General features: G+C 55.7%; 15 protein-coding genes and 1 rRNA gene. 9 read left to right on the top strand and 7 right to left on the bottom strand.

Annotated elements, in window-relative coordinates:
• Positions 1 to 26: 26 nt before the first annotated feature.
• Together V6L81_RS05585 and tyrS are read right to left on the bottom strand one after the other, a co-directional pair.
• Positions 27 to 1,563: ribosomal RNA gene (locus V6L81_RS05585) — 16S ribosomal RNA — on the bottom strand.
• A 507-nt stretch (positions 1,564 to 2,070) separates the two neighbouring features.
• Complete coding sequence (gene tyrS / locus V6L81_RS05580) at positions 2,071 to 3,270, bottom strand: tyrosine--tRNA ligase (protein ID WP_094999963.1); 1,200 nt, start codon at positions 3,268 to 3,270, stop codon at positions 2,071 to 2,073.
• 213 nt (positions 3,271 to 3,483) lie between these two features.
• Between tyrS and V6L81_RS05575 the strand changes: the two genes are divergently transcribed.
• Positions 3,484 to 4,893, top strand: a complete 1,410-nt coding sequence (locus V6L81_RS05575) for a peptidoglycan DD-metalloendopeptidase family protein (protein ID WP_095020426.1) — start codon at positions 3,484 to 3,486, stop codon at positions 4,891 to 4,893.
• A gap of 3 nt (positions 4,894 to 4,896) precedes the next feature.
• Positions 4,897 to 5,988, top strand: coding sequence for an anhydro-N-acetylmuramic acid kinase (locus V6L81_RS05570; RefSeq protein WP_095019510.1), 1,092 nt, complete (start codon positions 4,897 to 4,899; stop codon positions 5,986 to 5,988).
• 73 nt (positions 5,989 to 6,061) lie between these two features.
• Here V6L81_RS05570 and erpA read toward each other — a convergent pair whose 3' ends face one another.
• Complete coding sequence (gene erpA, locus V6L81_RS05565; protein WP_016782396.1) at positions 6,062 to 6,412, bottom strand: iron-sulfur cluster insertion protein ErpA; 351 nt, start codon at positions 6,410 to 6,412, stop codon at positions 6,062 to 6,064.
• Positions 6,413 to 6,560: 148 nt separating this feature from the next.
• Positions 6,561 to 7,595: an N-acetyl-gamma-glutamyl-phosphate reductase gene (gene argC, locus V6L81_RS05560; protein WP_095020428.1), complete on the bottom strand. Its 1,035-nt coding sequence runs from the start codon at positions 7,593 to 7,595 to the stop codon at positions 6,561 to 6,563.
• A gap of 133 nt (positions 7,596 to 7,728) precedes the next feature.
• Here argC and hemJ point away from each other — a divergent pair, with 133 nt between their 5' ends.
• From hemJ to coq7, 6 genes are all read left to right on the top strand, one after another.
• Positions 7,729 to 8,154 (top strand): protoporphyrinogen oxidase HemJ, encoded by a 426-nt coding sequence (gene hemJ / locus V6L81_RS05555; protein WP_133144044.1) that lies wholly within the window; start codon positions 7,729 to 7,731, stop codon positions 8,152 to 8,154.
• Positions 8,155 to 8,184: 30 nt separating this feature from the next.
• Positions 8,185 to 9,144, top strand: a complete 960-nt coding sequence (locus V6L81_RS05550; protein ID WP_094999958.1) for a nitronate monooxygenase family protein — start codon at positions 8,185 to 8,187, stop codon at positions 9,142 to 9,144.
• Positions 9,145 to 9,206: 62 nt separating this feature from the next.
• Positions 9,207 to 9,722: a DUF805 domain-containing protein gene (locus V6L81_RS05545; protein WP_094999957.1), complete on the top strand. Its 516-nt coding sequence runs from the start codon at positions 9,207 to 9,209 to the stop codon at positions 9,720 to 9,722.
• 76 nt (positions 9,723 to 9,798) lie between these two features.
• The gene (locus V6L81_RS05540; RefSeq protein ID WP_095019508.1) at positions 9,799 to 10,587 is read left to right on the top strand and encodes an SDR family oxidoreductase; all 789 of its coding nucleotides are present in this window, start codon (positions 9,799 to 9,801) and stop codon (positions 10,585 to 10,587) included.
• Between the two features lie 66 nt (positions 10,588 to 10,653).
• On the top strand, positions 10,654 to 10,992 hold the full coding sequence (locus V6L81_RS05535) for a histidine triad nucleotide-binding protein (RefSeq protein ID WP_338660531.1): 339 nt from the start codon (positions 10,654 to 10,656) through the stop codon (positions 10,990 to 10,992).
• Between the two features lie 118 nt (positions 10,993 to 11,110).
• The gene (coq7, locus tag V6L81_RS05530; protein ID WP_338660530.1) at positions 11,111 to 11,758 is read left to right on the top strand and encodes a 2-polyprenyl-3-methyl-6-methoxy-1,4-benzoquinone monooxygenase; all 648 of its coding nucleotides are present in this window, start codon (positions 11,111 to 11,113) and stop codon (positions 11,756 to 11,758) included.
• Between the two features lie 165 nt (positions 11,759 to 11,923).
• On the opposite strand, the gene speD is transcribed toward coq7, so the two are convergent.
• Positions 11,924 to 12,715, bottom strand: coding sequence for an adenosylmethionine decarboxylase (gene speD, locus V6L81_RS05525; protein ID WP_016782404.1), 792 nt, complete (start codon positions 12,713 to 12,715; stop codon positions 11,924 to 11,926).
• A gap of 240 nt (positions 12,716 to 12,955) precedes the next feature.
• Positions 12,956 to 13,378 (bottom strand): OsmC family protein, encoded by a 423-nt coding sequence (locus tag V6L81_RS05520; RefSeq protein ID WP_016782405.1) that lies wholly within the window; start codon positions 13,376 to 13,378, stop codon positions 12,956 to 12,958.
• 222 nt (positions 13,379 to 13,600) lie between these two features.
• Between V6L81_RS05520 and crp the strand changes: the two genes are divergently transcribed.
• Positions 13,601 to 14,245 (top strand): cAMP-activated global transcriptional regulator CRP, encoded by a 645-nt coding sequence (gene crp, locus V6L81_RS05515; RefSeq protein ID WP_094999953.1) that lies wholly within the window; start codon positions 13,601 to 13,603, stop codon positions 14,243 to 14,245.
• On the opposite strand, the gene V6L81_RS05510 is transcribed toward crp, so the two are convergent.
• Positions 14,242 to 14,943, bottom strand: coding sequence for a lipoyl protein ligase domain-containing protein (locus tag V6L81_RS05510; RefSeq protein ID WP_095019507.1), 702 nt, complete (start codon positions 14,941 to 14,943; stop codon positions 14,242 to 14,244). The two genes, crp and V6L81_RS05510, sit on opposite strands and share 4 nt — an antisense overlap.
• Positions 14,944 to 14,955 lie beyond the last annotated feature (12 nt).

Below are 14,955 nucleotides of genomic sequence, written 5' to 3'. Positions count from 1 at the left end.
CTTATGGAGCAGCTGATGTCGTCGATTAAGGAGGTGATCCAGCCGCAGGTTCCCCTACGGCTACCTTGTTACGACTTCACCCCAGTCATGAATCACACCGTGGTAACCGTCCTCCCGAGGGTTAGACTAGCTACTTCTGGTGCAACCCACTCCCATGGTGTGACGGGCGGTGTGTACAAGGCCCGGGAACGTATTCACCGTGACATTCTGATTCACGATTACTAGCGATTCCGACTTCACGCAGTCGAGTTGCAGACTGCGATCCGGACTACGATCGGTTTTATGGGATTAGCTCCACCTCGCGGCTTGGCAACCCTTTGTACCGACCATTGTAGCACGTGTGTAGCCCAGGCCGTAAGGGCCATGATGACTTGACGTCATCCCCACCTTCCTCCGGTTTGTCACCGGCAGTCTCCTTAGAGTGCCCACCATTACGTGCTGGTAACTAAGGACAAGGGTTGCGCTCGTTACGGGACTTAACCCAACATCTCACGACACGAGCTGACGACAGCCATGCAGCACCTGTCTCAATGTTCCCGAAGGCACCAATCTATCTCTAGAAAGTTCATTGGATGTCAAGGCCTGGTAAGGTTCTTCGCGTTGCTTCGAATTAAACCACATGCTCCACCGCTTGTGCGGGCCCCCGTCAATTCATTTGAGTTTTAACCTTGCGGCCGTACTCCCCAGGCGGTCAACTTAATGCGTTAGCTGCGCCACTAAGAGTTCAAGACTCCCAACGGCTAGTTGACATCGTTTACGGCGTGGACTACCAGGGTATCTAATCCTGTTTGCTCCCCACGCTTTCGCACCTCAGTGTCAGTATCAGTCCAGGTAGTCGCCTTCGCCACTGGTGTTCCTTCCTATATCTACGCATTTCACCGCTACACAGGAAATTCCACTACCCTCTACCATACTCTAGCTTGCCAGTTTTGGATGCAGTTCCCAGGTTGAGCCCGGGGATTTCACATTCAACTTAACAAACCACCTACGCGCGCTTTACGCCCAGTAATTCCGATTAACGCTTGCACCCTCTGTATTACCGCGGCTGCTGGCACAGAGTTAGCCGGTGCTTATTCTGTCGGTAACGTCAAGACAATCACGTATTAGGTAACTGCCCTTCCTCCCAACTTAAAGTGCTTTACAATCCGAAGACCTTCTTCACACACGCGGCATGGCTGGATCAGGCTTTCGCCCATTGTCCAATATTCCCCACTGCTGCCTCCCGTAGGAGTCTGGACCGTGTCTCAGTTCCAGTGTGACTGATCATCCTCTCAGACCAGTTACGGATCGTAGCCTTGGTGAGCCATTACCTCACCAACTAGCTAATCCGACCTAGGCTCATCTGATAGCGCAAGGCCCGAAGGTCCCCTGCTTTCTCCCGTAGGACGTATGCGGTATTAGCGTCCGTTTCCGAACGTTATCCCCCACTATCAGGCAGATTCCTAGGTATTACTCACCCGTCCGCCGCTCTCAAGAGAAGCAAGCTTCTCTCTACCGCTCGACTTGCATGTGTTAGGCCTGCCGCCAGCGTTCAATCTGAGCCATGATCAAACTCTTCAGTTCAAACATCTTTGGGTTTTTAAGAAACCCTAAACTTGGCTCAGCAATCGTTGGTTACATCTTTGATTTCTCGCGGAGTAACTTGTGATGCTGATAATCTTGTTGACTATCAGTCTGACTCCACAAGCACCCACACGAATTGCTTGATTCAATTGTTAAAGAGCGGTTGGTCAGCTTTCGCTGTACCGAGGCGCGCATTCTACAGCAGCCTCTGTATCTGTCAAGCGGTTATCTTAAGATGTTTTCAAAGTTTCCTCTGTAACATCAACCACTTGCGCTTTCGATCTCTCGTTAGCGGGAGGCGAATTCTACAGCGTTACACGCTGCTGTCAACACCTCATTTCCTGCTTCGATGACTTGAAGCTGACACCGCCGAAAACCATCCAACTCATTGAAACTCAAGGAGTTTTCCGCTTCGACTGCGCCGGAAGTGGGGCGAATTATAGACAGTTACAATTCCGAGTCAAGGGTTAATTGAACAAACCTATCAATTAACCCTAAACCCCAGCATTACTCGGCTTTCAGGGTGATTCGCGCGAAAGCCTTCTTACCTGCCTGACACACATGGGTGGAACCCAATGCATATATATAGGTGCGATCAACCACTTCACCATCTATACGCACACCACCCGACCCCAACAGGTCGCGCGCCACTGCAGAGTTCTTCACCAGGCCCGCTTTATTAAGGACAGCAGCAATAGGCATATCCTCAGTAGCAGTCAGTTCAACCTCCGGCAGATCATCAGGCAGCTCGCCATCCTTCATCCGGTTACCGGCGCCACGATGCGCATTGGCAGCAGCCTCCTCACCGTGGAAGCGGGCAACAATCTCTTCAGCCAGCTTGATCTTGATGTCTCGAGGATTGGCACCGGCTTCGACTTCAGCCTTGAATGCATTGATTTCGTCCATGGAACGAAAGCTCAGCAATTCAAAGTAACGCCACATCAGAGCATCAGGAATGGAAACCAGCTTGCTGTACATCACGCCTGGCGCTTCCTGGATACCGACATAGTTACCCAGGGACTTGGACATCTTCTTGACGCCATCCAGACCTTCGAGCAAAGGCATGGTCACAATACACTGAGCTTCCTGACCGTAGCCGCGCTGCAACTCACGACCCATCAGCAAGTTGAACTTCTGATCAGTACCGCCCAACTCAACGTCTGCCTTGAGCGCAACCGAGTCATAACCCTGCACAAGCGGATAAAGGAACTCGTGAATCGCGATAGGCTGATTGGTGGTGTAGCGCTTGTCGAAGTCATCGCGCTCAAGCATGCGAGCAACGGTGTATTGAGAGGTAAGCCGAATGAAGTCGGCAGGCCCCATTTGATCCATCCAGGTGGAGTTGAATGCCACCTCGGTTTTTGCCGGATCAAGGATCTTGAACACCTGAGTCTTGTAGGTCTCGGCGTTCTCGAGCACCTGCTCACGCGTCAGCGGTGGACGGGTTGCGCTTTTGCCACTTGGATCACCGATCATCCCGGTGAAATCACCAATCAGGAAGATCACCTGATGACCCAGTTCCTGGAACTGGCGCAGCTTATTAATAAGCACGGTATGACCCAAGTGCAGATCGGGCGCCGTAGGGTCGAAGCCGGCCTTGATTCGCAACGGCTGACCGCGCTTGAGTTTCTCGACCAATTCAGACTCGACCAGTACCTCTTCGGCACCCCGCTTGATTAGCGCTAGCTGCTCTTCTACCGACTTCATATCAGACCCGTAAGGCTCAAATTCAAAGGGAACCAACGATACAAGATCAGGGACTAATTACAAGTTCCGGCAGGCATACGGCCGACTATCCGCGCGCGAATGGTTCGCAGACTTGCTTCAAGGGCGATTTGGTTATATTTTATACAGTTATTTCATATTCATTGTGTCAGTCATCTTTTCCAATTCATCCTTATCTCAAAGTCAAAATCATCTATGACCAGTCAACCGCCTAAAGCGCCACCGCTTTATCCGAAGACCCACCTGCTTGCCGCAAGTGGTATCGCCGCCCTCTTAAGTCTGGCCTTGCTGGTCTTTCCCTCCAGCGAAGTAGAAGCCAAAAGAACGACCCTGAGTCTGGAGCTGGAAAGCCCGGCAGAACAACTGACACAAGATCAAGACGCTGCAGATCTCGTTCAAGCCACAAATGAAGCGAATCCATCGCCATTTGCCCAGATTGAACAGCAGGACAGCGCCCCGGTAGCGACCGCCAAAGTCGAGCCAGAAGTTGCCCCTGCCCCAAGCCACCGCGAAGTGATCGTCAGCAAGGGCGATACGCTTTCAACCCTGTTCCAGAAGGTCGGCCTGCCTGCGACCTCCGTGCATGAAGTACTGGCAAGCGACAAGCAAGCCAAGCAGTTCAGCCAGCTCAAGCACGGCCAGAAACTCGAATTTGAAATGAGCCCCGACGGTCAGCAGCTGAACAAGCTGCACAGCCAGGTCAGCGACCTGGAGACCATCACCCTCAACAAAACCGCCAAAGGCTATACCTTTCGCCGCGTGACCACCCAGCCGACCATGCGTTCGGCGTATGCACACGGCGTGATCAGCAGCTCCCTGTCTGTTTCGGGTCAGCGCGCAGGCTTGCCACACAGCACCACGATGGATATGGCCAAAGTATTCGGTTACGACATCGACTTCGCCCAGGACATTCGCCCTGGCGACCAGTTTGAAGTGATCTATGAGCAGAAAGTGATCAACGGCAAAACCGTTGGCACCGGCAATATCCTCTCTGCACGCTTTACCAACCGCGGCAAAACCTTCACCGCAGTGCGCTATACCAATAAACAGGGGATCAGCAATTACTACACCGCTGATGGCAGCAGCATGCGCAAGGCATTCATCCGCACACCGGTGGACTTTGCCCGTATCAGCTCGCGCTTTTCCTCAGGCCGCAAGCACCCGATCCTGAACAAGATCCGCGCCCACAAAGGTGTGGATTACGCAGCGCCACGCGGTACTCCAATCAAGGCTACCGGTGACGGCAAAGTGCTTCTAGCCGGCCGTCGGGGAGGCTATGGCAACACCGTGATCATTCAACACGGCAACACCTACCGTACCCTTTACGGGCACATGCAAGGCTTCGCCAAGGGCGTGAAAACAGGCGGTTCGGTCAAGCAGGGCCAGGTGATTGGCTATATCGGCACTACCGGCCTTTCGACCGGCCCGCACTTGCACTACGAATTCCAGGTTAACGGCGTACACGTTGACCCGCTGGGCCAGAAACTGCCGATGGCCGACCCGATCGCCAAGGCCGAACGCACCCGCTTCCTGCAGCAGAGCCAGCCGTTGATGGCGCGCATGAACCAGGAAAAGGCCACTCTTCTGGCCTCGAGCAAGCGCTAAGCCATGGCCCTCTATATAGGCGTGATGTCCGGAACCAGCCTGGACGGTATGGACATTGCCCTTATAGAGCTGGAGGCAGGCATCAGGTTGCTCGCCACCCATTACACCCCCATGCCGAAGGCCTTGCGCAGCGAGTTGCTTGGCTTGTGCGCCAGCGGCGCAGATGAAGTGGCCCGCTGTGCAATTGCCGAAAACCACTGGGTCGAGCTGGCGGCTCAGGGCGTCAACACCCTTCTCGCACAGCAACAACTCTCCCCTGCTGATATCCGCGCAATCGGCAGTCATGGTCAGACCATTCGCCACGAGCCCGCCCGGGGCTTTACCGTGCAGATCGGCAATCCGGCACTGCTGGCCGAACTGACTGACATCTGCGTCGTCGGTGATTTCCGTCGTCGCGATGTGGCTGCCGGGGGCCAGGGCGCGCCCTTGGTTCCTGCGTTCCACGAGGCCTTGTTCACAGGTGAAGGCGGCAACCGCGCGGTACTGAACGTAGGCGGCTTCAGTAATCTGAGCCTGATAACCCCCGCCCTTCCCGTTGCAGGATTCGACTGCGGCCCCGGAAACGTCTTGCTGGATGCCTGGATACAGGAAAAACGTGGCGAACTCTATGACCGCAACGGCGACTGGGCAGCCAGCGGCAAGGTTGAACCGCTGCTGCTCAACGCCCTGCTCAGCGACCCGTTCTTCCAGACCCAGGGCCCAAAAAGCACAGGCCGTGAGGTATTCAACCTCGCATGGCTGAAGCAGCACCTGTTCAATCTGCCGACCTTTCCTGCCGAAGACGTTCAAGCAACCTTGCTGGAACTCACCGCACAGACCATCGTGCAGTCGCTGCAAACAGCCCAGCCACACACGGACGAGCTGCTGGTATGCGGTGGTGGCGCCCATAACGCAGCCTTGATGGCCCGCCTTGGCGATTTGCTTGCACCCGCTCGAGTGAGCAGCACCCAGGCCAAGGGGGTTGACCCTGACTGGGTTGAAGCCATGGCCTTTGCCTGGCTTGCCCACTGCTGCCTGGAAGGCATCCCCACCAACCGCCCCAGCGTTACCGGCGCACGCGGCCTTCGCGTGCTGGGCGCCATCTACCCCGCCTGACTCCTCCGCCAAACGCCAGACAGCAAAACGCCGCGAATCGACGCGGCGTTGAGTTTAAAGCCTGTTAATGCAATCAGATCGAGAACGACGAGCCGCAACCACAGGTGGTGGTGGCATTCGGGTTCTTGATTACAAAGCGCGAGCCTTCCAGACCTTCCTGATAATCCACCTCGGCACCCGCCAGGTACTGGAAGCTCATGGGATCGACCACCAGGCTAACGCCTTCGCGCTCAACCAGGGTGTCGTCATCGGCCACTTCTTCATCGAAGGTGAAGCCATACTGAAAACCGGAACAACCGCCGCCCGTAACGAATACGCGCAACTTCAAACGATCATTACCCTCTTCATCGACCAGGCTCTTCACCTTGTGCGCAGCACCTTCGGTGAATTGCAAAGCCATGGGGGTGAAGGATTCGACGCTCATGCTGACTATCTCCCGGCGTTATGCCGCCATAATGCGTGATGACGCGCATTATCCGCTTCTCCTAGAAAAGCGGTCAACTATTCATAAGTAGCAACGGCAAGCGAAGCACTGCCCGCTTGCCGTTTGAAGCCGCAAATCTACGCTGCAGTCAAGGCAACATCCCAGCATGGGACAAGCCCAGACGCTCATCCAGACCGAACATGATGTTCATGTTCTGCACGGCCTGGCCAGACGCGCCCTTGACCAGGTTGTCGATCACCGACAACACCACCACCAGGTCGCCATCCTGCGGACGATGCACCGCAATACGGCATACGTTGGCACCGCGAACGCTACGGGTTTCAGGGTGGCTGCCAGCCGGCATCACATCGACGAAAGGTTCGTTGGCATAACGCTTCTCGTACAAGGCCTGCAGATCAACGGAGCGATCAACCACGGTTGCGTAGAGCGTGGAATGGATACCACGGATCATCGGCGTCAAATGCGGAACGAAGGTCAGCCCCACATCCTTGCCCGCTGCGCGGCGCAGACCCTGACGAATTTCTGGCAAATGACGATGACCTTTAACGGCATACGCCTTCATGCTTTCTGACGTTTCGGCATACAGCGCGCCCACACTGGCACCCCGACCGGCACCGCTCACACCTGACTTGCAGTCAGCAATCAACTGCGTCGTCTCTGCAAGACCGGCCTCCAATAGCGGCAGGAAACCCAACTGCGCCGAGGTCGGATAGCAACCTGGCACAGCGATCAAGCGGGCCTTTTTGATTTGCTCGCGGTTCACTTCCGGCAGGCCGTATACGGCTTCGTCCAGTAATTCTGGCGCACCGTGGGGCTGACCGTACCACTTGGCCCACTCTTCGGCATCCTGCAGACGGAAGTCAGCAGAGAGGTCGATAACTTTGGTGCCTGCGGCCAGCAGTTCACCCGCCAGGGCATGGGCTACGCCGTGAGGTGTAGCGAAGAACACCACATCGCACGCGCCCAAGGTTTGCGTGTCCGGCACGCTGAAGGCCAGGCCGTCATAGTGGCCGCGCAGGTTGGGATACATATCGGCAACCGGCAGGCCCGCCTCGGATCGAGAAGTGATGACTACCACTTCTGCCTGCGGATGCTGTGCCAGCAAACGCAGCAATTCGACCCCGGTGTAACCCGTGCCGCCGACAATACCGACCTTGACCATAACCTGCCCTCAACGAAACCACTGGAAAGCCTTTGATAATAGGGTCAGCGCGCCCCTGCGACAACCGCCAAGGTGACTCACAGACGCTCTACTACTACTATTTGATCTACCGTGAACCTGGGAATAACTAAAAATGCTTTATCTATGGCTAAAAGCCTTCCACATCATCAGCATTGTCTGCTGGTTTGCAGGCCTTTTTTACTTGCCCCGCCTCTTTGTTTACCACGCACAAAGCGAAGATTCCGTCAGCAAAGAACGCTTCAGCATCATGGAACGCAAGCTGTATCGCGGCATCATGGGGCCTGCAATGATTGCGACCCTGATCTTCGGCGGCTGGCTATTGTGGCTAAGCCCAGGCTTTCTCAGCCAGGGCTGGATGCACGCCAAGTTGACACTGGTGTTTCTGCTGATTGGTTATCACCATATGTGCGGCGCGCAGGTAAAGCGTTTTGCCCGTGGTGAAAACAAACACACTCACGTGTTCTACCGTTGGTTCAACGAAGTGCCGGTGGTGTTCTTGCTGGCTATCGTAATTCTGGTGGTGGTCAAACCGTTTTAAACTCACATCCTGACTAGCCGAGGTTATCCAATGTCGCTGCCCGCCCTGCTTGAACAACGCTTGCGCCTGCCGGTAGTTGCTGCGCCCATGTTTCTGATTTCCAACCCGCAACTGGTGCTGGCCTGCTGTCGCAACGGGGTAGTGGGCAGCTTCCCTGCACTCAACCAGCGTGAAAGCAGCGGGTTCAAGGCCTGGCTGGAAGAGATCGAAGCCGGGCTCGCCACATTGGATAACCCTGCGCCCTACGCCGTGAACCTGATCGTGCACAACAGCAACCCACGGCTACAGGCCGACCTGGCGATCTGCATCGAGCACAAGGTGCCCATCGTCATTACCAGCCTGGGCGCAGTCAAAGAGGTGGTGGATGCCGTCCACAGTTATGGCGGGCTGGTGTTCCACGATGTCACCACCCGTCGTCATGCCGAAAAAGCCGCAGAAGCCGGGGTCGACGGGCTGATTGCCGTCGCCGCCGGAGCCGGTGGCCATGCGGGCACCTGGAGCCCGTTTGCATTGCTGGCCGAAATTCGCCAGTTCTTCGACAAAACCGTATTGCTCTCGGGTTGCCTGAACCACGGCCACGAGATCCTGGCCGCGCAGATTATGGGCGCAGACCTTGCCTACCTCGGCACGCGCTTTATCGCTACACAAGAGAGCCAAGCGCCTGATGCCTACAAAGAGATGCTGCTGGCATCCCGCGCTGCCGATATCATCCACACCCCGGCAGTGTCAGGGGTACCCGCCAGCTTTATGCGCCAAAGCCTTGAAAATGCAGGTTTCGACCTTGCGGCACTCCAGGGCAAAAGCGAAGCCAGGCTCAAACCGCTGACCGATGAAGCCAAAGCATGGAAAACGGTCTGGTCTGCGGGCCAAGGCGTAGGAGAAATCCACGATCTACCCACCACCGATCAATTGATTGCACGCCTCGATGAGGAATACCGCAAGGCGCATAACCTCACTTCGACGCTGGCCCGACATTGGCCGCATCACTGACAGCACCAAGCCCGCCAATCCCGGCGGGCTTTTGTTAAACACATCCGGACAAGGAAGCCACCATGCCCGAGCTGAGCCTGGACAAAACCCCTCAAGAACACTACGCACCGCTTGACCCTTTGGGATTCAGCGGCCGGATCGGGCGTTTACGGCTACTGGCCTGGAGCATGATCATCAGCATCATCGCCATGATCACGTCACTGCTGGTGCTGCTTGCCGTCAAGGTTTCCCCCACGCTTGGCATTACCTGTGGTGCAACGCTCACATTGGCCTACTTCATCATCAGCCTGAGAATCAGCGCCCAGCGTTTACACGACATAAACTGGTCTGCCTGGATGCTGTTGCTGCATCTGGTGCCAGTGGCCAATCTGGTTCTGTCCCTCATGATGCTGCTGATGCCCGGCACGCCCGGCCCAAATAAATATGGCCCGCCGCCACCGCCCAACAGCCGGGCCGTCAACGTGCTGGCGGCAATCACGATCTTTTTGATTGGATTGGGCATTTGCGCAATGGTTGCCGTGCTGGCTTTGGGCCTGATGACTGCGGTGATCAACGCAGTGAACAGCAACAGCCTGTAGACTGCGTGCCTTAATGAACGCGTTAACGCCAGGGACATCATTGTCACCGGACTGTACCGTTGCAATGGAGAACAGCATGACCCGTTACGCTTTAATCACTGGCGCCACCAGCGGCATTGGCCTGGCCCTGGCTGAAGCCCTTGCCCGACGTGGGCGCAGCCTGATTTTGGTGGCCCGCCAACGGGATGCGCTGGAAACCATTGCCCTTGAGCTGACCCAGCGTTTCGGTATCGAGGTGTTGTTCCGCGCCTGTGATCTTGGCGAGCCCCTGCGCCTGTCCGGTTTTTTGCTCGAACTCGAAGAAGGCGATCGTCAGATCGATCTGCTGGTCAACTGCGCGGGCATAGGCACCTGCGGGCCGTTCCTGGCCCACGACTGGAGTGCCGAACAAGATCTGATCGAGCTCAATGTGCTGGCGCTCACCCGCTTGTGCCACGCCGTCGGCAATATGATGGCCGTCCAGGGCGGCGGGCAAATTCTCAATGTAGCTTCGATCGCCGCCTTCCAGCCCGGGCCCTGGCTCAGCACCTACTTTGCGAGCAAGGCCTATGTGCTGCATTTTTCCGAAGGTTTGCGCGAGGAAGTGAAAAAAACCGGCATCAAGGTTTCAGTCCTTTGCCCCGGCATCACCCGCACCCGTTTTTTTGATGCGGCCAACATGAATACCGACGCCATCAAGCAAAGTACCAGCGCCATGACCCCAGAAGAAGTTGCGCTCTACACTGTGCGCGCACTCGACAAAAACAGGGCGATCATCATTCCCGGGCGGCGCAATCGCTGGATAACTCGCTTGCCACGCCTGCTCTCACGCTGGATGACGCGAAAAATAGCCGCCTCAGTCAACAAATCCTACTGCCCTCGTTAACGAGGCTGGGCGTAACTGACTGCCCTGAGTACACTCAGACCGGACTTCACTCACGGAGACACAGCTTTGGATACTCTGTTCACCAAGATCATCAACCGCGAAATACCCGCCAACATCATCTATGAAGACGATCAAGTGTTGGCTTTTCACGATATCGCCCCACAAGCACCGGTCCACTTTCTGGTTATCCCGAAAAAACCGATCCGCACGCTCAACGACCTGACCGAAGAAGACAAGCCGCTGGCAGGCCATATCCTGTTCACGGCACAGCGTCTGGCCAAAGAGCTGGGCTGCGAAGACGGCTTTCGCGTGGTGATGAACTGCAATGAAAAGGGCGGTCAGACCGTCTACCACATTCATATGCATGTCCTGGGTCAGCGCCAGATGAACTGGCCGCCGGGTTGATTGATCAATAACTATGACGCGTGAGCCCGATGGCTCTCGCGTTCACCCGTGATCCAACGCAAACCCCGGCTGCGGGATTGGGGTAAACTGACCGCCGTGATTTTTTCCGGAGGTAAGCATGACTACCCAACGTCACTACTGGCCGATTGACCGTCTTCTGTTACAAGCCGATACCGCCTTGCGAACACTGCTGCCGTTCAGCGGTCAGCCGCATCGGCCGTCGCCTGCCATCGTCAAACCTGAACACCCTTTGGACCCACAGGCCAAGCGTCATGTTGCCGGTCTGATGCGTATCAACCATACCGGCGAAGTCTGTGCTCAAGCCTTGTATCAAGGCCAGGCGCTGACAGCCAAGCTTCCCCATGTGCGTGAGGCGATGGAACATGCCGCGGAAGAAGAAATCGATCATCTGGCCTGGTGTGAACAACGCATCCGTCAACTGGATAGCCACCCCAGCGTGCTGAACCCGTTATTTTACGGCATGTCCTTTGGGATAGGCGCCGCTGCCGGCTTGATTAGTGACAAGGTCAGCCTGGGGTTCGTGGCAGCGACTGAAGATCAGGTGTGCAAGCATCTGAACGAGCATCTTGAGCAACTGCCGCCTGAGGATGAAAAGTCCCGGGCAATTCTTGAGCAAATGCGTATCGACGAAGAACAGCACGCAGAGTCCGCGCTCAATGCCGGCGGTTTTCGCTTCCCTGCCCCGGTGAAGTTCGGCATGAGCCTGATGGCCAAGGTCATGACCAAAAGCACCTACCGGATCTGACAGCACAGTCTTTGTGCAAGCAGGCCAGTTTGCGATTCAAGCGCCGCGGCCTTTCTGTCTAACCGTGGTCAGGCCATCGCGAGCAAGCCCGCTCCCACAGGGGTTCTGCGAAGCACAAAAAAAGGCGGCTACCGTGAGGTAGCCGCCTTTTTATATGCCGAGAATTTACGCCATGTTGCGCGCGTAGAAAATCTCGAGCATTTCGTGTTTCACCCGTTCAGTGACCTGGGCGCGCTGTTCAACCGACAGATTGCTGGTGGCATCGCCGAACAGGTAGTTATCCAGTTCGAACTCCTTGAGCAGCATCTTGGTGTGGAACAGGTTTTCCTGGTACACATTTACGTCGGTCATCTGGTAACCGTCGCGGGTGTCTTCGGAGAGGTAGTTCTGGATCGAATTGATCTCGTGATCGATAAAGTGCTTTTTGCCTTCCACGTCACGGGTGAAACCCCGTACACGGTAATCGACAGTCACGATATCCGAATCAAACTGATGGATCAGATAGTTGAGAGCTTTAAGCGGTGAAATAACGCCGCACGTCGACACGTCAATATCCACACGGAATGTTGCAATCCCATCAACCGGATGAATTTCCGGGTAGGTATGCACCGTGATATGGCTTTTGTCGAGGTGAGCCAGGATGGTCTCGGGCAGCGGGCCTGGGGACTCTTCGATCTGGCTTTCGGTAGGTATTACCGGCTGCTCGGAGATCAGAATAGTCACGCTGGCGCCTTGGGGGTCGTAATCCTGACGGGCAATGTTCAGGATGTTGGCACCAATGATATCAACCACATCTGTAAGGATCTGCGTCAGGCGCTCTGCGTCGTACTCTTGATTGATGTACTCAACATATGCCTGCTGGTCTTGCGGGGTTTCCGCATAACAGATGTCATAGATGTTGAAGCTCAAGGTCTTTGTCAGGTTATTGAACCCGTGGAGCTTGAGTTTGCTTTTCACCGTTATAAAACTCTCTATGTCGATGCGGCTCGGCCGCGTGATCCAGCATGCCCGTCAAGTGCGTGGGACGCACCTGCGTAGGACGGTTAACACCTCTTCGCGATGGCGATTTTGGTTATCTGTTCGGACATGCGGCCGGGAATCAACCCCGCCACTACCCTGAAAAAAGTGGCGCATTATGCAGACGTCAGCGACTGATCGCCAGAGTCTGCATCGCTTTTATGAAAATTGAATGTCCGCTCAGGCCAGTTCAATAATTTCATAGTCATGGCTGATGGCAACACCCGCAGCGCCGAGCATGATCGAAGCCGAACAATACTTCTCGGCCGACAGCTCGATGGCGCGCTTGACCTGGGCTTCTTTCAAACCACGACCCTTGACCACAAAGTGCAGGTGTATTTTGGTGAACACCTTTGGATCTTCGGTGGCGCGCTCAGCCTCCAGAAACGCTTCACAGCTCTCAACCGCCTGACGCGACTTCTTGAGAATGCTGACCACGTCAAAGTTGCTGCAGCCGCCGAGGCCCAACAGCAGCATTTCCATCGGACGCACGCCCAGGTTGCGACCGCCACTCTCAGGCGGGCCATCCATTACAACAACGTGGCCACTTCCGGATTCGCCCAAAAACATGGCTTCGCCAGCCCATTGAATGCGTGCCTTCATCGCCCAGACTCCACTGTTTTAAAAGGGGCGCCAGCTTAGCACAGGGCCAGAAACTCATAACTCGCCGCACTGAAGCGTTTCTCCGATAAGCCACTCTGAAAATTCTACTAACCACACAGAACCTGTCTGGTAAGCTGGCGCCAAATAGCCGGCGCCAGCCAGCTAGCACTCTATATAAAAATAGATCTGACCCTTACTGTGCCAGCTTTTCGGGAAACAACCATGGTTGCTCTTACTCCCATACCCAAGATCAAAAACCTCGACAAGTTTTTGACTTTTTGCCAGCGCAAACGCTACCCCGCCAAGAGCAATATCATCTGCGCTGGCGAATCTTCACACACCCTGTTTTTCATCATCAAAGGCTCGGTAACGGTTTTGATTGAAGACGAGGAAGGTCGTGAAATGATCATTGCCTACCTCAATAGCGGCGACTTTATCGGCGAGCTGGGTCTGTTTGAACAGGCAGGCCAGGAGCAGACGCGCAGTGCATGGGTTCGAGCCAAGACCGAGTGCGAAGTTGCTGAAATCAGCTACCCAAAATTCCGAGAGTACACCCAGCAAGAACCAGAAATTCTTTACGCGATGAGTGGCCAAATCGCACAGCGCCTGCGCAACACCACACGCAAGGTCGGTGATCTTGCGTTCTTTGATGTCACCGGAAGAGTGGCTCGCTGCCTGCTGGAACTGTGCAAGCAACCGGACGCCATGACCCATCCCGATGGCATGCAAATCAAGATCACTCGGCAGGAAATCGGCAGGATTGTCGGCTGTTCGCGAGAGATGGTAGGACGCGTACTCAAAAGCCTGGAAGAACAGAACCTGGTAAGCGTCAAAGGCAAGACCATGGTGGTGTTCGGTACGCGCTAAACCTTGAGCAAGGGCGCCAGGAGCTGTTGATAACTGGCACTCAAGCGCTCAAAGAAATCCGGAGCGGCAAAGGCCTCGTGCAGCGCAATATGGCTGTCGGCCATGCAATGTTGCTCCAGATCGCATAACCGATTGAATCGATTGACTGCAGCCACCATCGACTCACGTTCGTTATCCACCAGCAAGGCACCGTGCACAAGACCGACAGGGCGCTGCCCGCCTTTGCTCTGGCGCCAGCGCTGGGCGGTGCCTACCAGTTTTCGGGCATTGAGATTGACGTTGAAGCGACCATCACAAAACGCGCCTTCAACCTCCCCCAAAGACGCCTCCCCACCCAATTGCGTCAACAAATCACAGATGGGCTCGCACAAACGGCGATAAGCCGTTTCGATACGCCCATGATCGCCTTCACTGGGTAAAGGTGCGTAAACCAGGGCAATATTGACGGTCGATGCCGATTGCGGAACGGGTTCGCCACCGGTTTCACGCAGCAGGATTGGCCAGCCACTGGCAGCCAGTTCGACACTGGCCTGCTCAAAACCGGGCAGGCGACTCAAGCGCCGTGGCATGACCAGCGCCCGGTCGGTGGGCTGCCAGAACAGCACACCCGCCTCGCACTCACCGGCACACACAGATGCCAGTAAATCCTGTTCGGCCTTGAGGCCGGCTTCGACGGTGAGTTGCTGAATGGGTGTCATGGGATTCCTTAT

The sequence above is a fragment of the Pseudomonas bubulae genome (assembly GCF_037023725.1).
Lineage (GTDB): Bacteria > Pseudomonadota > Gammaproteobacteria > Pseudomonadales > Pseudomonadaceae > Aquipseudomonas > Aquipseudomonas bubulae.
Note: the sequence above shows the minus strand (reverse complement) of the source record. Positions and strands in the feature narration are given on the sequence as shown.

Excerpts from the sequence above, each read along its gene's own strand:
- V6L81_RS05570 (WP_095019510.1), top strand. The coding sequence starts at position 4,897 with ATGGCCCTCTATATAGGCGTGATGTCCGGAACCAGCCTGGACGGTATG.
- erpA (WP_016782396.1), bottom strand. The coding sequence starts at position 6,412 with ATGAGCGTCGAATCCTTCACCCCCATGGCTTTGCAATTCACCGAAGGT.
- V6L81_RS05545 (WP_094999957.1), top strand. The coding sequence starts at position 9,207 with ATGCCCGAGCTGAGCCTGGACAAAACCCCTCAAGAACACTACGCACCG.
- hemJ (WP_133144044.1), top strand. The coding sequence starts at position 7,729 with ATGCTTTATCTATGGCTAAAAGCCTTCCACATCATCAGCATTGTCTGC.
- crp (WP_094999953.1), top strand. The coding sequence starts at position 13,601 with ATGGTTGCTCTTACTCCCATACCCAAGATCAAAAACCTCGACAAGTTT.
- coq7 (WP_338660530.1), top strand. The coding sequence starts at position 11,111 with ATGACTACCCAACGTCACTACTGGCCGATTGACCGTCTTCTGTTACAA.
- tyrS (WP_094999963.1), bottom strand. The coding sequence starts at position 3,270 with ATGAAGTCGGTAGAAGAGCAGCTAGCGCTAATCAAGCGGGGTGCCGAA.
- V6L81_RS05575 (WP_095020426.1), top strand. The coding sequence starts at position 3,484 with ATGACCAGTCAACCGCCTAAAGCGCCACCGCTTTATCCGAAGACCCAC.
- argC (WP_095020428.1), bottom strand. The coding sequence starts at position 7,595 with ATGGTCAAGGTCGGTATTGTCGGCGGCACGGGTTACACCGGGGTCGAA.
- V6L81_RS05510 (WP_095019507.1), bottom strand. The coding sequence starts at position 14,943 with ATGACACCCATTCAGCAACTCACCGTCGAAGCCGGCCTCAAGGCCGAA.
- V6L81_RS05520 (WP_016782405.1), bottom strand. The coding sequence starts at position 13,378 with ATGAAGGCACGCATTCAATGGGCTGGCGAAGCCATGTTTTTGGGCGAA.
- V6L81_RS05550 (WP_094999958.1), top strand. The coding sequence starts at position 8,185 with ATGTCGCTGCCCGCCCTGCTTGAACAACGCTTGCGCCTGCCGGTAGTT.
- V6L81_RS05540 (WP_095019508.1), top strand. The coding sequence starts at position 9,799 with ATGACCCGTTACGCTTTAATCACTGGCGCCACCAGCGGCATTGGCCTG.